Annotated in this window: 28 protein-coding genes and 1 pseudogene; 25 read left to right on the top strand and 4 right to left on the bottom strand. The window is 40.1% G+C overall.

The features are described 5' to 3' along the window. The first annotated feature begins 12 nt into the window (after window positions 1-12). The 10 genes from rpsM (at window position 13) to rpsI (ending at window position 6,595) form a co-directional block, all read left to right on the top strand. Entirely contained in the window at window positions 13-378 is a 366-nt protein-coding gene (rpsM, locus tag ACY8DT_RS07855; protein ID WP_462419772.1) for a 30S ribosomal protein S13, read from the top strand. Window positions 379-401: 23 nt separating this feature from the next. Beyond that, window positions 402-791, top strand: coding sequence for a 30S ribosomal protein S11 (gene rpsK / locus ACY8DT_RS07860; protein ID WP_092984585.1), 390 nt, complete (start codon window positions 402-404; stop codon window positions 789-791). 86 nt (window positions 792-877) lie between these two features. After that, on the top strand, window positions 878-1,819 hold the full coding sequence (locus tag ACY8DT_RS07865) for a DNA-directed RNA polymerase subunit alpha (RefSeq protein WP_462419773.1): 942 nt from the start codon (window positions 878-880) through the stop codon (window positions 1,817-1,819). 18 nt (window positions 1,820-1,837) lie between these two features. Continuing rightward, window positions 1,838-2,239: a 50S ribosomal protein L17 gene (rplQ, locus tag ACY8DT_RS07870; RefSeq protein ID WP_462419774.1), complete on the top strand. Its 402-nt coding sequence runs from the start codon at window positions 1,838-1,840 to the stop codon at window positions 2,237-2,239. 141 nt (window positions 2,240-2,380) lie between these two features. After that, entirely contained in the window at window positions 2,381-3,169 is a 789-nt protein-coding gene (locus ACY8DT_RS07875; protein WP_462419775.1) for an energy-coupling factor transporter ATPase, read from the top strand. After that, the gene (locus tag ACY8DT_RS07880; RefSeq protein WP_462419776.1) at window positions 3,166-4,026 is read left to right on the top strand and encodes an energy-coupling factor transporter ATPase; all 861 of its coding nucleotides are present in this window, start codon (window positions 3,166-3,168) and stop codon (window positions 4,024-4,026) included. The genes ACY8DT_RS07875 and ACY8DT_RS07880 overlap by 4 nt, the downstream gene beginning before the upstream one ends. After that, window positions 4,019-4,816, top strand: coding sequence for an energy-coupling factor transporter transmembrane component T family protein (locus ACY8DT_RS07885; RefSeq protein ID WP_462419777.1), 798 nt, complete (start codon window positions 4,019-4,021; stop codon window positions 4,814-4,816). Before ACY8DT_RS07880 ends, ACY8DT_RS07885 begins: the two co-directional genes overlap by 8 nt. A gap of 9 nt (window positions 4,817-4,825) precedes the next feature. After that, window positions 4,826-5,575: a tRNA pseudouridine(38-40) synthase TruA gene (gene truA, locus ACY8DT_RS07890; protein ID WP_462419778.1), complete on the top strand. Its 750-nt coding sequence runs from the start codon at window positions 4,826-4,828 to the stop codon at window positions 5,573-5,575. Between the two features lie 168 nt (window positions 5,576-5,743). Beyond that, window positions 5,744-6,181 (top strand): 50S ribosomal protein L13, encoded by a 438-nt coding sequence (gene rplM / locus ACY8DT_RS07895; protein ID WP_052255504.1) that lies wholly within the window; start codon window positions 5,744-5,746, stop codon window positions 6,179-6,181. A gap of 21 nt (window positions 6,182-6,202) precedes the next feature. Beyond that, a complete protein-coding gene (gene rpsI, locus ACY8DT_RS07900; protein ID WP_052255505.1) occupies window positions 6,203-6,595 on the top strand; it encodes a 30S ribosomal protein S9 in 393 nt (130 codons plus the stop codon). A gap of 68 nt (window positions 6,596-6,663) precedes the next feature. Here the strand turns inward: rpsI and ACY8DT_RS07905 are convergent, their stop codons facing one another. Beyond that, the gene (locus tag ACY8DT_RS07905; protein ID WP_462422245.1) at window positions 6,664-7,113 is read right to left on the bottom strand and encodes a tyrosine-type recombinase/integrase; all 450 of its coding nucleotides are present in this window, start codon (window positions 7,111-7,113) and stop codon (window positions 6,664-6,666) included. Window positions 7,114-7,141: 28 nt separating this feature from the next. Between ACY8DT_RS07905 and ACY8DT_RS07910 the strand changes: the two are divergent. Continuing rightward, window positions 7,142-7,384: pseudogene (locus ACY8DT_RS07910) on the top strand (JAB domain-containing protein); the annotation flags it as partial. 287 nt (window positions 7,385-7,671) lie between these two features. Here the strand turns inward: ACY8DT_RS07910 and ACY8DT_RS07915 are convergent. Further along, window positions 7,672-8,433 (bottom strand): HAAS domain-containing protein, encoded by a 762-nt coding sequence (locus ACY8DT_RS07915; RefSeq protein ID WP_462419779.1) that lies wholly within the window; start codon window positions 8,431-8,433, stop codon window positions 7,672-7,674. Continuing rightward, entirely contained in the window at window positions 8,423-8,770 is a 348-nt protein-coding gene (locus tag ACY8DT_RS07920) for a PadR family transcriptional regulator (protein ID WP_031547092.1), read from the bottom strand. The genes ACY8DT_RS07915 and ACY8DT_RS07920 overlap by 11 nt, the downstream gene beginning before the upstream one ends. An 876-nt stretch (window positions 8,771-9,646) precedes the next feature. Here ACY8DT_RS07920 and ACY8DT_RS07925 point away from each other — a divergent pair. The 3 genes from ACY8DT_RS07925 (at window position 9,647) to ACY8DT_RS07935 (ending at window position 13,539) form a co-directional block, all read left to right on the top strand. Further along, a complete protein-coding gene (locus ACY8DT_RS07925; RefSeq protein WP_462419780.1) occupies window positions 9,647-11,278 on the top strand; it encodes an ATP-binding protein in 1,632 nt (543 codons plus the stop codon). Continuing rightward, window positions 11,244-11,927 carry a response regulator gene (locus ACY8DT_RS07930; protein WP_462419781.1) on the top strand — a complete coding sequence of 228 codons (684 nt, stop codon included), beginning with the start codon at window positions 11,244-11,246 and terminating at the stop codon, window positions 11,925-11,927. The genes ACY8DT_RS07925 and ACY8DT_RS07930 overlap by 35 nt, the downstream gene beginning before the upstream one ends. Window positions 11,928-12,186: 259 nt before the next feature. Beyond that, window positions 12,187-13,539 carry a CitMHS family transporter gene (locus ACY8DT_RS07935; RefSeq protein WP_462419782.1) on the top strand — a complete coding sequence of 451 codons (1,353 nt, stop codon included), beginning with the start codon at window positions 12,187-12,189 and terminating at the stop codon, window positions 13,537-13,539. Between the two features lie 127 nt (window positions 13,540-13,666). On the opposite strand, the gene ACY8DT_RS07940 is transcribed toward ACY8DT_RS07935, so the two are convergent. Further along, window positions 13,667-14,473: an aldo/keto reductase family protein gene (locus tag ACY8DT_RS07940; RefSeq protein WP_462419783.1), complete on the bottom strand. Its 807-nt coding sequence runs from the start codon at window positions 14,471-14,473 to the stop codon at window positions 13,667-13,669. Window positions 14,474-14,642: 169 nt separating this feature from the next. Between ACY8DT_RS07940 and ACY8DT_RS07945 the strand changes: the two genes are divergently transcribed. From ACY8DT_RS07945 to ACY8DT_RS07995, 11 genes are all read left to right on the top strand, one after another. Beyond that, a complete protein-coding gene (locus tag ACY8DT_RS07945; RefSeq protein WP_462419784.1) occupies window positions 14,643-15,476 on the top strand; it encodes an NHL repeat-containing protein in 834 nt (277 codons plus the stop codon). 105 nt (window positions 15,477-15,581) lie between these two features. Further along, entirely contained in the window at window positions 15,582-16,337 is a 756-nt protein-coding gene (locus ACY8DT_RS07950) for an arylamine N-acetyltransferase family protein (protein WP_462419785.1), read from the top strand. Window positions 16,338-16,365: 28 nt separating this feature from the next. Next, a complete protein-coding gene (locus ACY8DT_RS07955) occupies window positions 16,366-17,046 on the top strand; it encodes a YjjG family noncanonical pyrimidine nucleotidase (protein WP_462419786.1) in 681 nt (226 codons plus the stop codon). A 67-nt stretch (window positions 17,047-17,113) separates the two neighbouring features. Further along, window positions 17,114-17,830: a 3-ketoacyl-ACP reductase gene (locus tag ACY8DT_RS07960; RefSeq protein ID WP_462419787.1), complete on the top strand. Its 717-nt coding sequence runs from the start codon at window positions 17,114-17,116 to the stop codon at window positions 17,828-17,830. Between the two features lie 115 nt (window positions 17,831-17,945). Beyond that, the gene (locus ACY8DT_RS07965; RefSeq protein ID WP_462419788.1) at window positions 17,946-18,725 is read left to right on the top strand and encodes a YhfC family intramembrane metalloprotease; all 780 of its coding nucleotides are present in this window, start codon (window positions 17,946-17,948) and stop codon (window positions 18,723-18,725) included. A 296-nt stretch (window positions 18,726-19,021) separates the two neighbouring features. Beyond that, complete coding sequence (locus tag ACY8DT_RS07970; protein WP_462419789.1) at window positions 19,022-20,221, top strand: PAS domain-containing protein; 1,200 nt, start codon at window positions 19,022-19,024, stop codon at window positions 20,219-20,221. Window positions 20,222-20,345: 124 nt separating this feature from the next. Continuing rightward, entirely contained in the window at window positions 20,346-20,852 is a 507-nt protein-coding gene (locus ACY8DT_RS07975) for a ferritin (RefSeq protein WP_462419790.1), read from the top strand. Window positions 20,853-21,376: 524 nt separating this feature from the next. Then, window positions 21,377-22,780, top strand: a complete 1,404-nt coding sequence (locus tag ACY8DT_RS07980) for an anthranilate synthase component I (RefSeq protein ID WP_462419791.1) — start codon at window positions 21,377-21,379, stop codon at window positions 22,778-22,780. Continuing rightward, a complete protein-coding gene (locus ACY8DT_RS07985; protein WP_462419792.1) occupies window positions 22,777-23,355 on the top strand; it encodes an anthranilate synthase component II in 579 nt (192 codons plus the stop codon). The genes ACY8DT_RS07980 and ACY8DT_RS07985 overlap by 4 nt, the downstream gene beginning before the upstream one ends. A gap of 106 nt (window positions 23,356-23,461) precedes the next feature. Continuing rightward, complete coding sequence (locus ACY8DT_RS07990; protein ID WP_462419793.1) at window positions 23,462-23,725, top strand: hypothetical protein; 264 nt, start codon at window positions 23,462-23,464, stop codon at window positions 23,723-23,725. 194 nt (window positions 23,726-23,919) lie between these two features. Continuing rightward, window positions 23,920-26,070, top strand: a complete 2,151-nt coding sequence (locus tag ACY8DT_RS07995) for a DNA topoisomerase III (RefSeq protein WP_462419794.1) — start codon at window positions 23,920-23,922, stop codon at window positions 26,068-26,070. The last annotated feature ends 122 nt before the right edge of the window (window positions 26,071-26,192 follow it).

Genomic DNA, 26,192 nt, shown 5'->3' on the forward strand with positions numbered 1-26,192 from the left:
AGGTGTAAAACTATGGCTCGTATAGCAGGAGTTGACGTACCACGTGATAAGCGTGTCGTAATTTCTTTAACTTATATTTACGGAATCGGTAACACAAGAGCAGAAGAAATCGTAGCTAAAGCTGGCGTTTCTGATCAAACACGTGTTAAAGATCTGACTGAAGAAGAACTGAACAAAATTCGTGAAGTTATCGACAGTTATAAAGTAGAAGGTGACCTTCGTCGTGAGCAAAACTTAAACGTTAAACGTTTAATGGAAATTGCTTCATACAGAGGTATTCGTCACCGTCGCAGCCTACCAGTACGCGGACAGAAGACAAAAAACAATGCCCGTACTCGTAAAGGTCCAGTAAAAACAGTAGCAAACAAGAGAAAATAATTTAAAGTAAAGGAGGAGTAATGATGGCTCGTAGACAACAAAGTCGTAAGCGTAAGGTGAAAAAGCATATAGAGGCGGGAGTTGCACACATCCGTTCTACATTCAATAACACAATCGTCACGATTACTGATGAATTTGGTAATGCTTTATCATGGTCATCAGCAGGTGCTCTAGGATTTAAAGGCTCTAAGAAATCAACACCATTCGCAGCTCAGATGGCGTCTGAAACAGCTTCTAAAGCAGCGATGGAACATGGCCTTAAAACAGTAGAAGTTACAGTTAAAGGTCCTGGTGCCGGCCGTGAAGCAGCTATTCGTGCATTACAGTCAGCAGGTCTGGAAATCACTGCGATTAAAGATGTTACGCCTGTACCTCACAATGGTTGCCGTCCACCTAAACGTCGCCGTGTGTAAGGTTTAATTTGTGACATCGAATCAAATATAAATAGAACACATGGTTGCATAATATTTTCGGCGTTTAAAGGGAGGAAAAGTAACTAATGATAGAAATCGAAAAACCTAGAATTGAAACAGTGGAAATATCGGAAGATTCTAAGTTTGGTAAGTTTGTTGTTGAACCTTTGGAAAGAGGTTATGGAACAACTCTTGGGAACTCCTTACGTCGCATACTATTGTCATCTTTACCAGGTGCGGCTGTAAAAACGATAGAAATAGAAAATGTACTTCATGAATTCTCAACCGTTGATAATGTAGTTGAAGATGTGACTACAATTATTACCAACATTAAACACCTTGCACTTAAAATTTATTCTGAAGAAGAAAAAACTTTGGAAATCGATGTTTCTGGTGAAGGTGAAGTAAAAGCTTCAGATATCACGCATGACAGTGATGTTGAAATTTTGAACCCTGATCTTAAAATCGCAACTGTAGGCAGCGGCGGCGTATTCAGAATGAGAATGATCGCAAATCGAGGCCGTGGATATACGTTGTCAGATGACAATAAAAGTGAACTATCCATTGGTGTTATTCCAGTGGACTCCATCTATACTCCAATCGAGAGAGTTAACTACACAGTAGAGAACACTCGTGTTGGTCAGATGACCAACTTCGATAAGTTGACATTGGATGTTTGGACCGACGGTTCAATCACTCCACAAGAAGGTGTTTCACTATCTGCTAAAATTATGACTGAGCATTTGAATATTTTTGTCGGCTTGACTGATGAAGCACAAAATGTTGAAATCATGATTGAAAAAGAAGAAGATCAAAAAGAAAAAGTACTTGAAATGTCTATTGAGGAATTAGATTTATCTGTACGTTCCTATAACTGTTTAAAACGTGCAGGAATCAATTCAGTGCAAGAGCTTACTGATAAAACAGAAGCAGACATGATGAAAGTCAGAAACTTAGGACGCAAGTCTTTGGAAGAGGTTAAATTCAAATTAGAAGACCTTGGACTGGGACTCCGCAAAGAAGACTGATAAAGGAGGTTATTTCACATGGGCTACAGAAAATTAGGCCGTACTTCAAGCCAGAGGAAAGCAATGTTACGTGACCTTGCAACTTCATTGATTGTGAGCGAACGCATCACTACAACTGAACAGCGTGCAAAAGAACTGCGCAGTATTGCAGATAAACTTGTAACTCTTGGTAAACGTGGCGATATCGCTGCGAGACGACGTGCAGGTCAAACAGTGCGTAACGTTGAAATTCTTAACGAAGATGGAACAACTCAAGATGCACTTCAAAAATTATTTAATGATATTGCTCCACGTTTTGAAGATCGTCAAGGTGGATATACAAGCATTAAAAAATTAGGCGAACGTCGTGGTGACGGAGCTGAACTTGTTATTATTGAGTTTGTAGAAGGTGCAGTTGCAACTTCAGAAGAAGCTGAATAATTAAAAGCAGAGTGAGTGTTAAAATAAAAAGAACAAGATTCTTTTTGTTTAGCTCTACGTATCCTGCAGGCTATATTGAATAAACGCGCGGCTCTTATGCAGGGTACGCGCTTTTTTTACATAAAAATGGTGGTGGAGAAGATGATGGAAATTAACAATTTAACATATCAGTATCAGGCAGATTCCCCTAAAGTGCTTGATAATGTTTCTCTATCATTCAAATCAGGGGACTGGGTCTCGATCATCGGCCATAATGGCTCAGGAAAAAGTACGCTCGTAAAAATATTGATGGGTATTTTGGAAGATTATGAAGGCGAGATATTCATACGGGGCGATAAACTGACAAAAGATAATATTGCCGGATACCGCGAGAAATTTGCCATCGTATTTCAAAATCCCGACAACCAGTTTGTCGGGGCGACGGTAGAAGATGATGTCGCTTTCGGACTTGAGAATCAAGGCCTTCCGCGCAAAGAAATGATTGAAAAGACCGAGGCGGCACTGACTGCCGTCAATATGCTCTCATACAGAAAGCATGCTCCGGCGAGACTGTCCGGCGGCCAGAAGCAGCGTGTGGCGATTGCAGGAGCGCTTGCGATGGATCCGGATGTATTAATACTGGATGAAGCGACTTCGATGCTTGATCCTGAAGGACGCAAAGATATTTTAGATATACTGGATAATATACATGGTTTAAGACAAACAACATTGATATACATTACGCATGATTTGAGTGAAATTGAAAAAAGTGATTATGCTGTCATTATGAAAGACGGCGAAGTGCTTAATCAGGGATCGATAGAACATATTTTCAATGACACTGACACATTGATAAAAAGCCGGCTTGTGCTCCCTTATCAAATGCAGATATCCCGTGCTTTGCTGAAGGGTGAATATGTTACACATGATGAGTTGGTGGAGAAGCTATGAATATTGAGGTGACTGCGCTGACCAGTATTTACCATCACAGGACCCCTTTTGAACACACGGCTTTGAATGGATTGACGACGACGTTCGAGCAGGGCAGGTATTATGCTGTAATCGGGCGGACAGGCAGCGGGAAGTCTACTTTAATACAGCATTTGAACGGGCTGCTTCTGCCGACAAAGGGTACTGTACAGGTGGGGGATTTGCTGTTGAAGAAAAAGACGAAACAGAAAGTCATCCATCAGATAAAAAAACATGTGGGCATGGTCTTCCAATTTCCGGAACACCAATTGTTCGATGAAACCATTTTAAAAGATGTCATGTTCGGACCGCTGAATATGGGGTTGACTCAGGAGGATGCTAAAGAGAGAGCTGAGAAGTATTTATCACTTCTTGGTGTTCCTCTTGATCAGGTTGAGAGATCTCCGTTCGATCTGTCGGGCGGACAGATGCGTAAAATAGCAATCGCAGGTATACTCGCAATGGAGCCGGAAGTGCTGATTGTCGATGAACCGACAGCCGGACTCGACCCGAAAAGTCATATAGAAACAATGAAGCTGTTCAAACAGATCCAAAAGGAGTACAACATCACCATAATACTTGTCACCCATGATATGAATGATGTGTTTGAATATACGGATGAAGTGAAACTGCTCGGTTCCGGAGAGTTGATAAAAGAGGGTAAAACACTTGATATTTTAACTGACGAAGCGCTGCTGACCAATCACTATCTTGAAGTTCCTGATATTGTCAGACTGACTCATGATGTCAGAAAGAAAGGTGTCGACCTCAACGGAATGCCGCGCAATACAGATGAGTTTATCAGCCTCTATAAGGAATGGAGGGATAGACGTGCTTAGTAATATGCTGCTTGGACGTTATATCCCGGGCGACAGTTTTGTCCATCAGATGGACCCCAGGGCGAAAATTGTTTCAGTGCTGCTCTTTATGGTTATCGTGTTCTTTGCAAACCACTGGCTGGGTTATTTGATACTCATTCTGTTTATGCTTTCAGTGATAAAAATTGCGCAGATTGATATATTCTTTTTATTCAATGGATTGAAGCTGCTGTTTTTCATTCTGATCTTCACATTTCTGCTGCATATATTCTTTACAAGAGGCGGTACGACATTATTCGAGTGGGGGTTTATTCAAATAGACTCTGAAGGGCTCATAACCGGTATATACATTACAATCCGGCTGGTGATGCTGCTGATCGTCACAACGATTCTGACGCTCACAACAAGTCCTATAGAGCTTACAGATGCCATTGAAAACCTTGGAGCGCCGCTTAAGAGATTGAAAGTGCCGATGCATGAACTGGCGATGATGATTTCAATCAGTCTGAGGTTCATACCTACGCTGATGGATGAGACCGAAAAAATCATCAAAGCGCAGAGTGCGAGAGGCTCCACGTTTATGACAGGTAAGCTTAAATCACGGGTCAATGCACTCATTCCGATTTTCATCCCGCTGTTCATCTCAGCATTTAAAAGAGCGGAAGAAATGGCGGTTGCCATGGAAGTGCGGGGCTACAAAGGTGAAGAAGGCAGAACGAGCTACCGTGAACTGAAGTGGGAGCTCAAAGATACGATTGCCATCATAATGATCATACTTTTTGGTGTGATGTTATTTTTAGTAAGGATGTGACACGGGTAAATGCGGATTCTACTCAAGCTCAGTTACAATGGTAAAGATTTTCATGGTTTCCAGTACCAGCACCATTACAGGACCGTCCAGGGTGTTATAGAGAAAGCTTTGAAGAAAATGCATAAGACCTCTGTACGCATTCACGCATCATCACGGACAGACAGAGGTGTCCATGCTCTTGAACAGTACTGCCATTTCGATACGGACCTGGATATCGAACCGGACAAGTGGCAGTATATTTTAAACAGGAACCTCCCTGACGATATGAACATCGAAGCAGTGAAAGAGGTATCGACGGACTTTCATTCCCGTTTCCATTCAAAGGGTAAGACGTACAGGTACAGAATCTATACGACCGAAACAGTCAATCCGTTTTACTTCGGCCTGAAAACCCATTATCCGCATCAGCTGGATAAACTGAAGATGCAGGAAGCGATGGAACCATTCATCGGCACACATGACTTCACGAGTTTTTCAAGTGCAAAAGCTGAAATTAAAAATAAAGTCCGGACCATTTCCGAATTCAGAATGGAAGAAACTCCGGACGGCTTTGATTTTGTCATTACAGGCAGCGGGTTCCTATATAATATGGTGAGGATCATCGTCGCATACGTCGTACAGGTCGGGGCGGGGAAAAGAGAAGCGGAAACTGCAGACATCATCGCACAACAAGACCGGACCATCGTGCCGAGGACAGCACCGGCGGAAGGCTTATATTTGGAAAAAGTATACTTTGACCAAACGATAAAAAGTAACTAAATTAGTAATTAAGATTGACAAATACTCAATATAGTAGTATTATAATTAACGGTATAATTTTATATCATTCCCATGATAAGCCCCGGAAACTTATTGTGAAGAGTATATAGAAAAAGCGAAGATTTTTTTATTTAAAGGGAAATATAGTGTGAATCAGGAGGAAAAATAATGCGTCAGACATTTATGGCAAATGAAGCAAACATTGAACGCAAATGGTATGTTATTGATGCTGAAGGAGAGACACTTGGTCGTCTGTCTTCAGAAGTTGCATCAATCCTGCGCGGTAAATATAAAGCAACTTACACACCACATGTTGATACTGGTGATTATGTAATTATTCTTAATGCAGGTAAAATTGAAATGACTGGTAACAAAGAACAGGACAAAATCTATTACAGACATACAGGTCACGTCGGTAATATGAAATCAATTTCAGCCGGTGAATTAAAAGCGAAAAACCCTGTGCGTTTATTAGAAACATCCATCAAAGGCATGTTACCTAAAAACTCACTTGGACGTAAACAGTTAGGCAAACTTTTTGTGTATGCAGACGATAAGCATCCACATGAAGCACAACAACCAGAAAGCTATACGCTTCGCGGATAAGATTAGGAGGGAATTGATTAAATGGCTAAAGTAGAATATTATGGAACAGGTCGTCGTAAGCACGCAGTAGCACGTGTACGTTTAGTACCAGGAGAAGGTAATGTAACGGTTAATGGCCGTGATATGAGAGAATACCTTCCGTTTGAAAGCTTAATCCTGGATTTAAACCAGCCGTTCACAGTTACAGAAACAGAAGGTAACTACGATGTACTGGTAAACGTTAAAGGTGGAGGATTCACTGGACAGGCACAGGCAATCCGTCACGGAATTGCAAGAGCACTGTTAGAAGCAGATCCGGAGTACCGTGGACCACTAAAAAGAGCAGGTCTCTTAACACGTGACCCACGTATGAAAGAGCGTATGAAGCCAGGCTTCAAGAAAGCTCGTAAATCACCACAGTTCTCAAAACGTTAATAGGATTGTTGATATACCAACGTTTGCGAAGGTTTTTTGGTGCAAGTTGGTGCAAATTAACGTTAATCTTATAAAACATTTAACAGATTTAAAGCATCGGCATCTTGCTGGTGCTTTTTTTCTGGCATTAATTCCAGATAATAATTTTGTGTCGTTTGTATATTTATGTGACCTAATCGTTTAGATACATAAGCAATATCAATGTCTTGAGCAAATAAAAATGATGCGTGCGTATCTCTTAGACCGTGAAAAGTCGTTTTTTTAATATTTAATCCCTGTAATAATTCACCTAATAGCTCGGATTGTTTAAAACCTCCAAAGCTAAAAATATAACCATTTTCTTTCACAGGAATTTTACGAATAAGCTCATAAACCTCTTTGTTTATAGAAACATCTCGTTTTGCATTGTGTGTCTTTAATGAAGTATCGTCAGAAGTAGGACTGATTGAATGTCTAACTTCTATGCCATATTCATAAAGGCTCTCTGGTCGTATTGCTAGTAGTTCTCCACGTCGCATACCTGTTTCTAATGCTAATAATACAAGCACGTTAAATTCATCACTCGTTCATCCACGTGAGGTGTTTAAATCAGCAATACTTAATAACGCAGCAAGTGTCATTGTGGCGCATCAGCATCCAAGCGGTGACATTAAACCATCGATGGAAAATATTAATGTTACAAGACGATTAGTCGAGGTTGGAAAGTTACTAGGTATCGAAGTGCTTGATCACTTAGTAGTAAATAGTGATAATAGTTTTACTAGCCTGAAAGAAAGGGGGTATATTTAAAAGGGAGAAACCACTCCCTTTTTTCTTCAAGGTATATTACAGGGAGAAAAAGGAAAATACATAATAAACTCCGATTAATGTTTAGTACAGAATAAAAATTAAGAGTAATGCAAATTGAATGTTAGAAGGTTGCAAAAAAAGTAAAGGCTTGCCAGCCCCTCAAAATACCCCATCGTTATTGGTGTCGAATCAAAAATAGGAGAGTGAAAGGATGCTAGCAATGCCTGAAATTAATCATTTAAAAAATTAGGGAATGGATAACCGTTATCTATCAATGAAGTTTCACTTTATGCTTTCTTTTTCTCTAATAAAGTCACAATCAAAAGGTAAATTCCAATACCTCCGAACATGATGACTGATTCTAAAATGAGTTGAGTTTCATATGGTAATGATGTCTGACTTAGTAAGTAACCTGGTAATGATATGAATGCAACAACAACAATTAGAATCCACGTTTTGGCCCAAAGGGACATACCTATAATGAAAAGTACTGTAATTATCCCAATAATCACGCTCGCTGTATTACCAAAATTAATAATAGGAGTATCGACTGTTCTATTTAAGAAAATCAAACCAAAGAATAAAGCTCCTGGTAACATCACTATAGGAAGTAATATTCCTATTTGTTTCCAGTTAGATTGCTTCATGGTGGAAATATATTTAAACCCCTTTAGTACTGAGAAAAAGAATATGGCAGTAATGACAAGATTTCCAATAATCTCTAAGATGGAATAGGAGAGCTCTCCTTCTAATACATCTCTAATAATTGTAATAGAAAATGATCCAATAATGATTAGAAAAATGTATTTAAACCAAGTTCGATAGTCAATTGCCATTTCATTGGAAATCGTTTCCATATACTCTTTTGGTGACTTTCCGATAATTTTTTCAATCGGCTTTCCTCTTTTTTCCGCTTCATGTAAATGATTTTCTAGTTCCTGGATAATTTCTTCTATTTCATCTGAATTTTTTCCACTAGAAAATAGGTAGACCCGTAAATTTTCTATAAAAGTTTTACTTTGTTCGGAAAGTTTTATTTCATTTTTCAATCGTTTCATCTCCTTTTCTAAGATTTGTACCTGATTCATGGTATACAACATTATTCACGTTAGTTTGTAGATCACCCCAACGTTTAATGAACATTTCTAATTCCTTCTCTCCTTTTGCTGTTAGAGAATAATATTTCCTTCTTGGTCCTGCTGTAGATTTTTTCAATGTGGAAGTTACCAATTCTTCCTTTTGCATACGCAATAATAATGGATAAATTGTTCCTTCACTAAAGGAATGAAATCCATAACTTTCAAGCTTATCAGCTAATTCATACCCATATACTTCTTTGTTCTTAATAATTGCAAGTAAACAGCCATCAAGTATTCCTTTAAGCATCTGTGTTGTTGACACGTTTCTATCACCTCTTTCATTACCTTGCAATGCAAGGGTTATGGTTAAAAAAAGAAATACCTTGTATTGCAATATATGTTTAGCGTAACATGCTTAATCTTGTAATGGAAGGTATTGTTTAAAAGATTTCACTGCAATTGTTAATTGTATGTAACTGTTCCCCATTTTCAGTGACGAAACAGTGACGACTTCATGGTTATATAAGTCGTTTATGTTCAATTGGTTATCTAAAAACATTGATTTTACTGTTTTTTAGTCGCAAATGTTGCTTATATTTTTTAGATATACCCATGGTAAGATAAACATCATGTAATGTAACAAGAATAGTATTACAAAGAATAAATTAAATTGTATTCAACTAACATCTGTCATGTTGGTTCAAATTGGTTCAAGTAATGTCATTTTCTATCTTTATACATACACTTTTATCCATATAACAATTTCTAAAACGTTGATATAAATGGATTAAGATGTATTCAGTACACTTAGAATTTACTTGTATATTTCTCAAAACGTTAATATATGTTTATATATGGAAAAGCACTTCCCGAAGATGGGGGAGTGCTTTTTTTAATAGTATGGTTAATAACAGAGGAGTATTCATTTAAGGTGACACATTTGGATAAGTGATTGTGAAAATAATATAACTGATATAGAAGTAAAGCCGTTGATGATTTAAAATAAAATTATATCCTCTATGTACATCACTGTATTTTGATTTTTAAAAGATAATATAGAACATTATCCTAAAGTATTTTATTCAGAAGGAATAGAATTAAGTCAGGGTTATCGAGAAGGCGTACCATTTTTAAATAAAAGTTATTAGAAGGATAATTTGAATGCTAAAGGAAGTTGAAACTTTTGAAAGTATCACTGCAGACGAAAATACTGATAATGGTATTATCACTTGTACTCTTTGTCATTATTATTTTAACAGCCTCCTATTCTTATTATGAAGCAAAGGAAATAGAGGAAGAGAGGGGTCAGACAGCATTAAAAATTTCTAAGACGATTTCTTTGATGCCTGAATTGATAGATGTTTTTCAAACAGATGACCCTGCACAAGTGATTCAACCGGCTATGGAAAGAATAAGAAAACAAATAGATGCTGAGTTTATTGTGGTTGGCAATAAAGAAGGCATTCGATACTCTCATACCAGGCCTGAACGAATTGGAGAAGAAATGGTCGGAGGAGATAATCACCGGGCGCTTGAAGACGGTGAATATTATATTTCAAGAGCAGATGGCTCATTAGGACCCTCGCTTCGAGGAAAATCACCGATTTTTAACGCAGATGGCGAAATTATTGGAATTGTGTCGGTCGGATTCCTTGTGGAAGACATTCAGGAGCGGATTTTCGACGATGTAATCAATGTAATCTACAGATCACTTATCGTATTCGTGATCGCCATTATAGGCAGTGTAATGCTGTCAAGAAATATCCGCAAGGAAACGATGGGATTGGAACCTTATCAAATTGCCAAATTATATACAGAAAGGGATGCCATTCTGCAATCAGTCAGAGAAGGTATTTTGTCATATGATATAACGGGTGAGATAACGATGATGAATCACACCGCAAGAAAACTTTTAAGTGTTCAGGAGAGTTATGATGATTCCAAAATTGAGGACTTATTGCCCGGTTCCAATCCTTACCACGTATTTAAAACGGGGGAATCTCAAATGGATCAGGAATTGTTACTTGAGGATAAGACAGTGATTGTAAACCAGACACCGATTTTCCAAAAAGATGAGGTGAAAGAGGTTGTCGCTTCATTCCGTGATAAAACTGAATTTGAACAAATGCTCAATACGATTTCTGAAGTCCAAAATTACTCGGAAGATTTACGTGCCCAAACCCATGAATTTACGAATAAATTATATGTATTATCCAGTTTATTGCAATTGGGTGAGTACGATGAAGCTGTTCATATGATACAGAGTGAAACGACAGATTTGCAGATTAAAAATCGTATACTCTTTAATCAGCTTGAGGACACAAAGATACAAGCCGTATTATTGGGGAAAATGGGGAAAGCATCCGAGCAAAAAATTGCTTTTGATATTGATTCAAACAGCTCGCTCGAATCGTTGCCTGAACATATCAAATTGACCCACCTTATCGTCATCATTGGGAATCTTTTAGATAATGCGTTTGAAGCTGTGGCTTTGAATCATAAGGATTCATATGTAACGTTTTTTGCTACAGATCTTGGGAATGATATCATTTTTGAAGTCCATGATAATGGAACTGGCATTTCCGAAGAAAACAAATCACTTCTTTTTAACAGAGATTTCACGCAAAACAAATCTCATGAACGAAGAGGTTATGGACTGGCAAATGTTCATGAAACCGTCACCCAACTCGGGGGACTGGTTGAAGTTCAAAGTGAAATCGGAGAAGGCTCTGTTTTTACAGTATACTTACCTAAAGAAATAAAATGGGAGGGGAACGACAATGGAGACGATAAAAGTCGCAATCGCGGAAGATGATTTTCGTGTAGCAGATGTTCACGAGAAATTTCTTGAAAAAATATCCGGTGTCGAGGTTGTGGGGAAAGCCTTAAATGCCGAGAAGACGCTAGAGATTTTAGATACAAGAAAAGTCGATCTGCTCCTGCTTGATGTTTATATGCCGGATCAGCTCGGTACTGACATCATTCCGATTATCCGGCAGAAATACGAAAACGTCGATATTATTATGATTACAGCAGCTACGGATAAATTATTCGTTGAAAGGGCACTGCGGAACGGTGTACAAAATTATTTAATCAAACCTATTACAATTGAGCGTTTTACAAATACAATAGAGAAGTATATTCAAAACAGAAGTTTATTACAAAACAAAGAAGAAGTAGATCAAAATGTTGTGGATAAGTTGTTTAGGAATTCAGAAGAACATAAGATAGAAAATGAACAGATGCTGCCAACGGGTATTGATGGTAAGACCCTCCATAATATATTAGAGGTTCTTAAAAGCAATCAGGAAGGTTTGTCCGCAGAAGAAATAGGTGAAAAAATGGGAGCATCCAGAACGACAGCAAGACGATACCTGGAATATTTGATTTCCATAGATGAGTGTCGTTCAGAGGTTAAATATGGGGCAGTGGGACGCCCGGAGCGTAAATATTTATTAGGATGACCCCTTTCAAATACACATGGTTTCTTTATTAGCATAATGGTATTAAACCATTATGCTTTTTGTTCATTAAAACCATAAAGCACATAAAATAGTTTTAAAAAACAATAAAGTCACAACATTACATAGACTGAGTTATGTTATACGATGTTAATAAGATTTTTTAATATTTAGCTGATTCATTATAAAACTCACAAGCGATTTACAGTCATAAATGAAAGCGTGTTCATTTATGGGGGTTTTATTAACAGGAGGAAAGAATATGAGTCTAAGTTTAATTGGAATTTTAACAATATTAACCATTGTTGCATTGCTGATTTGGAACAAAACTTCGCCGGTTATCATAATGATCATCCTGCCGGTCGTCGGCGCTTTAATCGCTGGTTTTGGTGTTGCGGAAATTGGCGTCTTCTTTGAAGATGGTATTGCCCAGGTCATGAATGTTGTTGTCATGTTTATTTTTGCCATAATATTTTTTGGGGTTATGCAGGATGCAGGACTTTTTGAACCGATAATTGATAAAATGATAGATTTATCAGGCGGTAATGTTGTAAAAGTCGCTGTGGCAACCGTGCTGATTGCAATGGTTGGCCAGCTGGACGGTTCAGGTGCATCGACATTTCTGATAACGATACCGGCGCTTTTGCCGCTGTATAAAAGGTTGAAGATGAATCCTTATCTGCTTCTCTTACTGATAGGTGGAAGTGCAGCTATTATGAACATGGTTCCTTGGGGGGGACCGCTGGGACGTGCGGCCTCTGTACTTGGTATGGATCCAAATGAGCTTTGGCAGCCGCTGATTCCCGTTCAAATTGTAGGTTTACTTTTAATGGTTGGACTTGCTGTTTTACTTGGATTCAGGGAAAAGCGCAAAATTGAAAAGGAATACGGAGTGGTTGACGATGCAATGGCCCCGGAAGTGTCGTCCGCAGAAAATGATGAAGAAGTTAATGAAAATAAGGGCAAAGAAACCGACTCGCATGGAAATTCACTGGAAAGACCAAAACTTATTTGGGTGAATTTGATTTTAGCCCTTGCTGTTATTGGTGTTCTGGTCTCAGGTATTGTTCCATCAGGCCTTGTCTTCATGGTAGGTGTCGCTGTTGCCTTGCTGATTAATTACCCGAATGTAACAGATCAAACAGCCAGATTAAGAGCGCATGCACCTAGTGCGTTGACAATGGCAGGCATCATCCTCGCAGCCGGTCTGTTTTTAGGGGTGCTTACAGGATCAGGCATGCTGGATGCGATAGCAGAAGATTTCGTAACGGTTCTTCCCGAAGGCGTAACGCAATATATTCATCTGATTGTCGGCTTTTTGGGCATTCCATTTGATATGCTGTTAAGTACAGATGCTTATTATTTTGCATTATTCCCGGTGATAGAACAGATTGGTACGACAGTTGGAATCGATTCCTTGTCAACTGCCTATGCCATGATTATTGGAAATATCGTCGGTACGTTCATCAGTCCATTAGCACCGGCAGTTTGGCTGGCACTTGGATTATCAGGACTGGAAATGGGTAAACATATCCGTTATTCATTTTTCTGGCTATGGGGACTGAGTCTTATATTGATAGTTGTAGCTATATTGTTTGGAATCATCAGCATTTAAGATAAGTATTTTATATATAATGAAATCGATTGTTTCAGACTGGCCAATACAGCCAAAAGGCAGCTAAATATTGAAGGTATGTTAAGAGCACCGGCCACGGTGCTCTCTTTTTGAATCATGTCTTATTTTATAACGCAGCAATCCGTTCATGGTCGTCTTCTGTCAGCTCAAAGTCAAAGATGTTCAGGCTTTGTGCCTGACGGTCTTTATTGTGGGACTTAGGGATGACGATGACATCGCGTTCGATCTGGTAACGCAATACGACTTGCGCTGCTGTCTTGCCGTACTGGTCACCGATTTCCTGCAGGACCTGTTCTACATCGTCTTTAATCCCGCCTAGCGGTCCCCATGCAATCGTCGCAATATCATTCTTTTTATTATAATCGATCAATTCATCATTCCATTGTCCAACGTTGGATTTAATCTGGTTCGCAACGGGCTTCACGCTGCCTTTTTCAAGGATCAGGCCAAGATGTTCCTCCTCGAAATTTGATCCTCCGATTGATTTGAAGACACCGCGTTCATAGTAGTCTTCCAAGATGCTCCAGGCTTCCACGATCTCATCATGATCATCCCACGGGAAATGGATCAGGAATGAATCGACATAATCAGTCTGTAATTTATCCAGGCTCTTTTCAATCTCGGCATGTGCCCAGTCTGAGCCCTTATAACCGTCGATTGTATTCAGTTTCGTCGTGATGAAGAATTCTTCACGGGGTATGGCAGATTTTTTCAAGCCCTCTCCAACCACTTCTTCATTATTGTATAACTGTGCGGAATCGAAATGACGGTAGCCGTTTTCAATTGCCCAGTCGATTTCTTCAGTGTCGCCTCTCAAGGCGCCTGAATATTCGTTTCCTTCTTTACCATAAGTGTTGGTGCCACTGCCTATAATCGGTATCTCTACTTTATCGTTCAATCTTATATGTTTCATCACAATTCCTCCTATACTGTAATCCCCACATTAGCTATACCCGGATTGGGAATCAATCAATCTGTTCGATGAGTCTTAAAGCATAGTCCTTCGTTCATCGAAGAGCGCTTTTTTGATAGAATGGATATAAATGCTTGATAAATGATTCTGATCAGGAGTGAGAATAGTTATGACTGATATGATATTCAGATTAGGCGGTAAAAGATATAAAATGGATAGTGCCTGGGGAGATGAAAGAAAGCAATACCTCAAAAACGTCTCAGCGGTTTCCAGTGATGGGGACGGATACATCTATGCTCTGCAGAGAAACGATCCTTTTATGCTTATTTTTAACACGGAAGGAAAATTGATGGATGAGTGGAGTAATAAAGAGATTACAGATCCTCATTATCTTGATATCAGCCCGGAAGGTGAAATCTTTGTTGTAGAAAGGGACCATCACAGGGTCGTGGTGTTTAATAAACTGGGAGAAATACTCCGAATCATTGGGGATAAGTATAACCCGGGAAATATCGGAGAGCCGTTCAACCACCCGTCAGATATATCCTTTACAAAAGACGGGGATTTCTTTGTATCCGACGGTTATGGAAATGCCCATGTCCACCACTTTAATAAATCAGAAGAGTTGATCAATACTTGGGGACAACTGGGTACAGACGAAGGCAGTTTCATTACACCGCACGCCGTTTTGTCTGATCAGAAAGACAGGGTGCTGGTGACTGACCGTGAAAATAACAGGGTACAGATTTTCAATCAGAAAGGGGAATACTTGAAGGAATTGTCGCATGTCTTTCATCCGATGGATATATGCCAGGATAATGATGGTTTTATATATGTGACAGACCAGGTCCCGTCTCTGCACGTTTTCAGTCCTGATGATGAGTTCCTCGGCAGATGCCGGACGTTTGGGACATTCGGCCACGGTATCACTGTCGATGAGCACGGTGACATTTATATTGCAGAGATGCTGCCTGACGGTCTGACGAAGATGACAGGTCTATAGTCTGTCATTTTTAGACTGTTATCAGAAACCGGGTGTACCGGAACTTGATATTATATTGATGGTTTTATACAGCGGGCGGCTTTAAAAATTCCGGGAGGTAATAAAATGATTCAGAAAATAGATGAATTTCTAGATTATCCAGCTGAGGATTTGGATGACTTCATCTCAAGTTACATGATGCGTGTCCCTTTTGAGAACATAGATGTTCAGAATAAAGTCCCGATTTCGGTGGAGCTCGGGGATGTATTCAACAAAATAATCACTCGCCGCCGTGGCGGTTTTTGTTATGAAATGAATACTTTATTCAGATATTATTTAAATGAAAAAGGTTTTGACGCCTATAATGTATCGGCAACAGTAAAAAGCCCAACAGGATGGTCGCCTGAGGGGAGCCATATGTCTACACTCGTCAGGCTGGATGAACTGTATGTCGCCGATGTAGGTTTCGGTGATCTGCCAACATGTGCGATGCCGATCCGGCCGGCAGAAGAAGCGGTTGTCATTGATGACGCAGGCGGACGGTTCCGTGCTATTGAGTCTGATGATGGTTTTGAAGTACAGAAAGAAAAAGGGAATGTGTTTGAAACTTTATATAAAGGCCGTTTCACACCACGTAAGACCGAAGAGTTCTATGAGAACCTTGATTATAATCAGCATCATCCGGACTCGATATTCGTTAAGAAACTGATTATCACAATGCCGAAGGCATACGGCCGTGCATCCATGTCGGAAAATCATCTCACACTTACCAGATCCGGTGTGAAAGAGAAGATTGAAATCAATGCTGATAACTATACTGAAATTTTAAAGGATTACTTCGGACTGGATATTAAAATAGACAGACTGGATTCTGCGTTATGATCAAATTTTAGCGATTAGGGGCATTTGTATGTATAAAGCTATTTTTCTGGATATCGATGATACGGTATTTAATTTTAAAAAATGCAGCGAGAGTGCGTTGGAAAAGACATTTTCAGCGATGGAGCTGAATTACGATGAAAGTATCTTTGATGCATTTACTGAGATTGATGAAGGCTTGTGGGTAAAACAGAAAAGAAATCAGCTGACAGTGGATGAAGTTTTGGATGTGCGTTTTGTACATCTCAAGGAAAAGCTTGGAATAGATTATGACAGTGATCAGGTCCAGACACATTTTGGTAATTTACTCGGGGAACAATGTATTATGGAACCGGGAATTGAAAAAGTACTTGAAAGATTGTCTGATGAATATAGAATTTATGCAGCATCCAACGGCGTGCTGACAATGCAGGAAAACAGGCTGCAGCTGTCAGGATTAAGAAAATATTTCACTGATTTGTTTGTTTCCGATGATATTGGCTACGCAAAACCGGATATCAATTATTTTAAAGAATGCATGAACAAGACGGATTTAAAGACATCTGAAATATTGTTGGTAGGCGACAGTCTGATGTCTGATATTGCCGGAGCAAATATCGCAGGAATTGAATCATGCTGGTACAATCCTTATGGTTTGGAAAATAACTCTGAAGTAGAAGCAGATTTTGAGATTAATCATTTAGATGACCTGTTACGTCTTTTGGATGTCTAAGTTATGTTAAACATAAAAATCATGTTAAAATCAGTAATGGAATATAAGAGGTAAAGGAGATTTATACATGCAAAACATAAACGGTAAAACAGCATTGATTACAGGTGCTGGACGAGGCATCGGCCGTGCGACGGCGATCGCTCTCGCACAAGAGGGCGTAAACATCGGACTTGTCGGACGCACGACGGGGAACCTGGAGAAAGTACAGGAAGAACTTAAGAACTACGATGTTAAAACAGCAGCATCTGCAGCAGATGTTTCGGATATGGATGCCATCACTTCAGCGGTGGAGTCAATCCGCACAGAGCTCGGTCCGATTGATATTCTGCTGAATAACGCAGGTATTTCAAAATTCGGCGGCTTTATGGAACTGACGCCTGAAGAATGGACAAATATCATCAATGTCAACGTCAACGGTGTGTACTATACAACACGTGCAGTACTGCCGGAAATGATTGAGCGCAACACTGGTGATATCATCAATATTTCATCGACTGCCGGCCAGAAGGGGGGAGCGGTTACAAGTGCCTACTCTGCATCAAAAGCTGCAGTAATCGGTCTGAGTGAATCTCTGATGATGGAAGTGCGGAAGAAAAATATCCGTGTTGCAACGATGACGCCGAGTACGGTGGCAACGGATATGGCTGTTGAACTTAACTTGACGGATGGCAATCCTGAAAAGGTGATGCAGCCGGAAGATTTAGCTGAGCTGATTGTTGCACAGTTGAAACTGAATCCGCGTGTAGTACTGAAAAATGCAGGATTATGGTCCAACAACCCTTAATTGAATGATAATGATAAAAGACTGTCAGATTGAATTCTGGCAGTCTTTTTTTAGACATCGAAGTTTTACTGGTATAATGAAACCAATAGTTAAAATGAACGAGGGGGATTGAAATATGATACCGACAGGAACATTCGTTGTAATGGGAGTGGTGGGGCTGCTCTCAATATTGCTGCCCTTTATTTTCATACTGATATTGAGACGCAGATTTAAGATTCAGTGGATACCGATACTCATCGGGGCGGGGATCTTTATTCTTTTTGCGATGGTACTGGAACAGATCACTCATATGCTTGTGCTTCGACCTGAAGTGGATGGCACGATACCGTTAATCACAGACTCGCCCTGGTTATATGTGCTTTACGGTGTGCTTGCAGCCGGGATTTTTGAAGAAACCGGCCGGCTTTTTGCATTTCTATTAATGAAAAGGAAGTACAAAGTTGTGGATTCGGCAGTATCCTACGGTATTGGTCACGGGGGTATTGAAGCAATAATCGTTGTCGGCCTCGGCATGCTGAACTCGATAATCATCGGTATTATGATTAACAGCGGCGGAGGGATGGCTGAAAGCCTCCCGGCGGGCACAGCGGAAATTCTCACAGGCACTCCGGTTTATATGTACATACTTTCAATCATTGAACGTGTTTTCGCCATTACAGTGCATATTGCTCTGTCAATTCTCGTCTGGATTGCTGTAATGAAGAAAGCTAAATGGTGGCTCTTTCCACTCGCCATAGTTCTGCATGCACTGACGAATACGACCGCAGCGATGTTTCAGGCAGGTCTTCTGACCAATATATGGCTGATGTACGGCGGCTTTATAGTTATGACCCTGATTACTCTGTGGATTGCATATAATGTCGGGATTAAAAATTCTAATAAAAAAATCACTTAAGTGATGAATGAGAAACTGAGAGAAATCAATCCAGTCTTTCCAAAAATCAGCAAGGAAAACCAAAAAGAACTGAAAGACTATATAGATAAGCTGGAAAAAGAATAAATCATGATACTATCCTCTTTTACACATAGTTATGTGAAGGGGGTTTTTTATTTTAAAAAACTTCAGAAGTGATGAAATTGTTAACTTTCATTAATATTTCATTATTAAGAGAACAAATAATATATAATAGATGTATTATAGATATATGTTTAGGATATTGAACGGAAAAATTATAAGCATGAGGTGATTTGGTGTCTAAAATAATGGAAGATGTAAACAGTATAAAATCTTTGCTGACAAGAGTTCATCATGGTGAACCGATTGACAGTATCAAATCCGATTACAGCGAACAGGTGGAAAAGCTCGATCTGATTGATGTCTTCAAAGCCATCCTGCAGGTGAATCATACAAATAAAGAGATAACGATATATGATATAAAAGAATTTTTTGAGATCCACCAGCATTTATACGGCCATGATGTAAATGAAATTCATATAAGCGATGATGTGAACCATCCTCTGCATGTTTTGAGAAAAGAAAACCATCTCCTGTCGGACTCGTTGAATATCATCCAGCTCCTTGTCGATGATGTTGAAAACGGAGAGAAAAATTTAATCGATACGCTGATTGCTGAAGCGACAAGACTGGGTGAGATAAACTGCCATTTCAACCGCAAGGAAAAATTGTATTTTCCGATACTTGAAAGATACGGCATCTATCCGCTGCCCCGCACTATATGGAAACAGCATGACCAGATCCGTCTGTTAATAAAAGGGCTGGTCAACCGGCTTCATAAAATTGACAGCATAGAGTTCCGCAATATCAGAAGAACTTTTGACGACTTGAAAGTAAAGTGTGAAGAGATGATTATGGAAGAGGACCTGTTGATCATTCCAATCACACAAATATTATTCAAAGAAAGAGACTGGCTGGCCATTGCAGAAGAAAGTTCAGCTTTCGGATATGCTGTGGAAGTGAACGGAGAATACCGGAATTATGTCGGCAGCCAGAGGGTCAAACCGCTTAACCATACAGAGCAGCTGCAGTTTGGCGGCGGCTATCTGACAAGCAGGGAAGCAAATATAATACTGAACAACTTACCGCTCGAGATTACTTTCGTCGATAAAAACGGCTTATTCAAATATTTTAATAACATTGTGGAATCATCAGAAATGATGTTCATAAGGACGCCTTTATCAGTCGGAAGAAATGTTGCAAACTGCCATCCGCCAAAGAGTTTGAAAAAGGTGATGTACGTCATCAGGGACCTGAAGAACAAAGTGAAGGAATCTGAAACGATGTGGTTTAAGACAAAGGACAAATACATACACATCACTTACAAAGCTGTCTTCGACGAAGAGGATGAATTTATGGGAATACTTGAATATGTCCAGGACATCCAGCCGTTCTTTGAACTGCCAAGTGAAGTGAAGCGGAACGTCAGCAAGTAGAAATTACGATGTAAATGAAGAATCACCTTTTTGGATTAGAATAGTTATAAATAAATAACCCCTATCCTTTGATATTTACACTCATTACTATTTATAATGGTTTTAAGAAAGGGAGGTACTCTATATGTTATCAGACAGATTAAAGCAGGCTTTAATTGATCAGATGAATCATGAATTTGCGGCAGCTCATGAATATTTGGCAATGGCATCTTATTGTGAGGACCGCAGCTACGATGGATTTGCGAACTTTTATAAGCAGCAGGCTAAAGAAGAACGATACCATGGAACGAAGATTTATAATTATTTGAACGATCGTGGTGTTCACGCAAAATTCCAAGGCATCCCTGAACCGGAAAATGAATATGACTCACTGCTGGATACTTTCAAACAAGGTCTTGAGCAGGAGCGTACAGTGACTAAAAATTTCTATCAGATCAGTGATATCGCAACGGAAGACCGCGAACATATGACATTATCATTTGTCAGATGGTTCTTGGATGAGCAGGTGGAAGAAGAAGCGATGTTCGAAACGCACATTGATTATTTAGAGCGATTGAAAGATGACGGTAACGCGTTGTACGTGTATGAACAGGACATGGCAAAAAGACAGTTTAATGCTCCGGAAGAGTAGAGTATGGACGGAGTCGGCACTTTCCGATGTGGAGAATGCTTTTTTTATTGAAATAATGAATGAAATTGAAAGATTCAGATATTGAGGGTTGACTTATTACTGAAACCCCTATATATTTTAACTATTCAGTAGCAAATATATTTTGTAGCCAAAGAAAGCTGATGGCGGATGAAAATCAGCACATGATATTTGTGAAGTGGACAGATTTTAAAATTGAAACGATTGATCAAGAGAGAACATTAATTTGTTAATTAAGGTGGCACCACGGTGACGCGTCCTTATTTGGATGTGTCGGCGTGGTGTTTTTTTATTCAGATAAGAATTAGTAATTCAATATTTTATAACTGCAGAAAGTCAGTGGTTGATGCGAACTGACATGAATATTGGATGAAGTGGGTTTTATCGGTGGACAATTTAATAACTGTTAAGCGGGGATTTTATCAGTCCCAATTTAGGTGGTACCGCGTGTAAGCGTCCTATTCTCTAGGAAGCTTATTTTTTTATTTTAAATGGGGGTAATTGGGATGGAAATCATATATGAAACATTGAATGCTGAGTTTACACCGGAAGCGCTGGCACAGATGAGGGAGAAAAAAGTGATTTTCGAAAGTGCTTCGCAGCATGAGATGAAAGGCAGATACTCGATAGTCGCTTTTGATTATTTCGGGAAGGTCACTTTGGACAGTGACACTTTAACGGTCGAGTATCCGGACAGGATCTTCAGCCAGAATGAACATCCTTATGAGGAGCTCAAAGTACTGCTCAATAAATATAAGGCTGATATTGAAAATCCGGTACTTTCTGAGCTGCCGTTTGTCTCAGGTTTTGTCGGCAGCTGCAGCTTTGACCTGGTCCGCCATGCATTTGAAAAACTTCAGAATATAGAACTTGAGGACACGACGGAGGATCTGAGGTTCTACATGGTGGAAAGTGTTTATATATTTGATCATTATAAAGAGAAAATCCATGTCATCACATCGAATTTATTTTCAGGTATCACTTCGTCTGACCTTGAAGGCCGTCTTCATAATATGGTGGAGGAAATAAAATCAATCAGACTGTATCATCCGGAAATAACTTACGATAATACAAACCGGGAAATTGAAACGAATATCTCTGAAAGTGATTTTATAAATACGGTATCATATTTTAAGTCACTGATCCAAAAAGGGGACATGTTCCAGGCGGTACCGTCGAGAATCTACAAATACCGTCACGCTTTTGGTGACAATAAGAACACACTCACTTTTCAGCTGTATAAAAACTTGAAAAGGCAGAATCCGAGCCCGTATATGTACTATTTGAATCTGGATAACCCGATTATTGTCGGCAGCTCGCCTGAGAGTTTTGTTAAAGTGCAAAAAGGAAAAGTGATTACAAATCCGATTGCCGGAACAATCAAAAGAGGAAAAAATGCCGAAGAAGATATAAAAAATGCGGAGCTGCTGGCAAGTGATGAAAAAGAACTCAGCGAACACCGTATGTTGGTAGATCTCGGACGGAATGACGTAAACCGTGTGAGTGAGCAGGGCAGTGTGGAGCTCAACCGCTTAATGGAAATCGAAAGGTATGAGCATGTCATGCATATCGTCAGCGTGGTGACCGGTGAAGTGAAAAAGGATATTTCCCCGATAGATGTGGTGACGAGTCTGCTTCCGACGGGGACTGTATCCGGGGCGCCGAAACTTCGTGCAATCGAACGTATTTATGAAGTAAGACCAGAGAAACGGGGCATATACTCAGGCGGTGTGGGCTATATCAACTGCAATCAGGAACTCGATTTTGCGCTGGCGATACGCACAATGCTGGTCGATGATGAATATGTCAATGTGGAAGCGGGATGCGGCGTCGTTTATGATTCAGTGCCTGAAAAGGAATTGGAAGAAACAAAATTAAAAGTGAAAAGTCTACTGGAGGTGCACCCATGATTCTTGTCATCGATAATTATGATTCATTTACTTATAACCTGATAGATATGCTGGAAGCCTATGATGAAGTCATGATCAGATATCCGGATGATGATGATGTGCTTAATTTGGAAATTGACGGTCTGGTGATCTCCCCAGGCCCCGGACATCCGCTGGACAATGATAATCTGATGGAAATCATCGAAAACTACAGGGATAAACCGATACTCGGGATATGCCTCGGATCCCAGGCACTCACGACATACTACGGCGGCAGGGTTGTTGAAGGCAGTGTCGTCAAGCACGGCAAGATGGATGAAATGAAAGTTGTGGATAATTCGGTCTTGTACGACTCACTCGGTGATTCGATCGAAATCATGAGATATCATTCACTCGTAAGCGAAAGGGAATCATTTCCTGTCGATCTGAAAGTGACCGGGGAAACTGCGGATTCAATACAGTCTTTTGAACATATAGTTATGCCGCATTATGGCATCCAGTACCATCCGGAATCATTCGCATGTGCGTCAGGCATGGATATCATCAGTAATTATATTGACGTTGTAAAAAACCCGAAATTTACAGCGATACGATGATGGAGTGACGAGAGCTGTAATGGTATAATTTACGTAATGAATGATTTTGAATGAATGGATAAGAAATATCAGGCAGTATCTGATTTGGTTATAAGGAGAGTTAATAATGGATTTTATGTCAATGGGGTTACTTCTGCTCGTTTTAGCAGCGGGGTTTATCATTATCGCCCAGCGTAAAGAACTGCAGCACTTGAGAGAGGTCAATGGAAAGCTGCAAGTTAAAGCGGGCCGGGATGAATGGGTCAAACAGACAAGAGAAGTCATGAAAAAGGACGGTCAAGTCAAGGCGGTAAAATATATCAGGGATGAAACCGGCATGTCACTTATAGATGCGAAACAGTTTGTGGATAGTATCGGTAATAAGAAGTAACAGATTCAGTGTAAACACAAGCCCGGAGATGCTGGATAAGATTGCAAATGCAGCAGATAAGAAATTGGAAGTTGAATTTGTATAGTCAGTGAAGATCACTCGAAGCGAGTGGTCTTTTTTCTTGAACTTTATTCTATTCACCAAAACAAGTATAATTGAAGAATATATTGTATGAACGAGAGAGGATGAATATTTTGGCAAAGAGTGTAGTACTTGCTGAAAAACCTTCAGTGGCACGGGACATCGCCCGTGTACTGAAATGCAGTAAAAAAGGAAATGGTTTCCTTGAGGGGAATAATTATATCGTAACATGGGCGTTGGGGCATTTGGTTACACTTCAGGACCCGGAACGTTATGACAAAAAATATCAAAAGTGGGATTTAAACGAGCTGCCGATGCTGCCGAGCCCATTGAAACTGACGCATATCCCGCAGACGACGAAACAGTTCAAGGTTGTACAGACGCAGTTGAAAAGAAAAGATGTAGGAGAAATAATCATCGCGACGGACGCCGGACGTGAAGGAGAGCTGGTCGCCAGATGGATCATCGACTACGTCAAGGTGAATAAACCGATCAAACGCCTGTGGATTTCATCTGTCACTGACAAGGCGATTTCACAAGGGTTTCAAAACCTGCAGCCCGGCAATAAATACCGGAACCTTTATCAGGCAGCCGTCGCGAGAAGTGAAGCGGACTGGTATGTAGGGCTGAACGCAACACGTGCACTGACGACGAAGTTCAATGCACAGCTGAACTGCGGACGTGTACAGACACCGACCCTCGGCATGATTGCTGCACGGGACGAAGAAATTAAAAACTTTAAACCGAAAACATATTACGGTCTGGAAGTCGGCACGGATAAATTGAAGTTCAAATGGAAAGACGGCAATAATTATTCTACTTTCAATGAGGAGAAAGTTGGAGACATCCATAAAAAACTGAAAGCGGACAGTCTGACGGTCAAAGATGTTACCAAGAAGAAAAAGAAGCAGTTTGCACCGGGCCTTTACGACTTGACCGAACTGCAGAGAGATGCAAATAAGATTTACGGCCTGTCTGCCAAAGAAACACTGCAGACGATGCAGAATTTGTACGAGCGTCATAAAGTGCTGACATATCCACGGACGGACTCGAAGTTTATCTCCAATGACATCGTGCCGACTTTAAAAGAAAGAGTGCAGGCAAGCGGAATCGGCAACTTCCGTAAAGTAGGTACGCATATTTTAAGATCTCCGATCAAAGGTAACGGATCATTCGTCAACGATAATAAAGTCAGCGACCATCATGCAATCATCCCGACTGAAAGTACTGTGCATTACAGTGATTTCAGCGAGCGTGAGAAAAGAGTGTACGATTTGGTGATCCAGCGCTTTATGAGCGTTTTATTGCCGCCGTATGAATATGAAGAGACGATTGTGCTGGCGGAAGTTAATGGTGAAACACTGGAAGCCAAATATAACCGCGTACTTCAGCAGGGTTTTAAAATCGTCTATAAAGAAGAAGCTGAAGGAAAGACTGTAGATGTGAAAAAAGGCGAAGAGTTGAAAGTCAGTTCTGTGAACAGAACAACCGGTGAAACCGCGCCTCCGCCGAGATTCACGGAAGCGTCACTGCTTCAGGCAATGGAAAATCCGGCTAAATACTTCAGCATGGATAAAGAACACAAGAAAACGCTGAGCGAATCCGGCGGTCTGGGCACAGTAGCGACAAGGGCAGACATCATCGATAAACTGTTCAATACCTTTTATTTGGAGAAAAACGGGCAGGCAATCAAGATTACATCCAAAGGTAAGCAGCTTCTGGACCTCGCACCGGAGATTTTAAAATCTCCGGTGACGACTGCAGTGTGGGAGAAACAGCTGGAACAGATTGAAAAAGGGCAGCTGGATAAACAGAGATTTATCGAAGACATGAAGAAGCATACGAAGAGTATTGTTGCAGAAGTCAAGAACAGTGAAAAGAGCTTCAAACATGACAATATTTCAGGACGCGACTGTCCGGACTGCGGCAAGCCGCTGCTTGAAGTGAACGGCAAGAAAGGCAAAATGCTCGTCTGTCAGGACAGGGAGTGCGGTCATAGAAGAAATGTCGCCAAAATCACCAATGCAAGATGTCCGAACTGTAAGAAGAAAATGACGCTGAGCGGTGAAGGCGATGGTCAAATATTTACATGTACATGCGGCCACCGTGAGAAACTTTCCAGTTTCAAAGCACGCAGGGATAAAGCCCAAAAAGGAAAAGTCGATAAACGTACGGTGAATAAATATCTGAAAAAAGATGATAAAGAAGAACCGATCAACAATGCATTGGCAGATCAGCTGAAGAAACTGAAACTGGATGAATGATAGAGCAAAGTTTTATGTCCTATCGCTCAAGCGGCGATTTATTTGGCCGGTAGGATTACACAATTAAATGGATTATGAATAAGTCTTTGAAACGAAAGTTTCAGAGACTTATTTTGTTTGAA

The sequence above is a fragment of the Salinicoccus sp. Marseille-QA3875 genome (genome assembly GCF_054950095.1).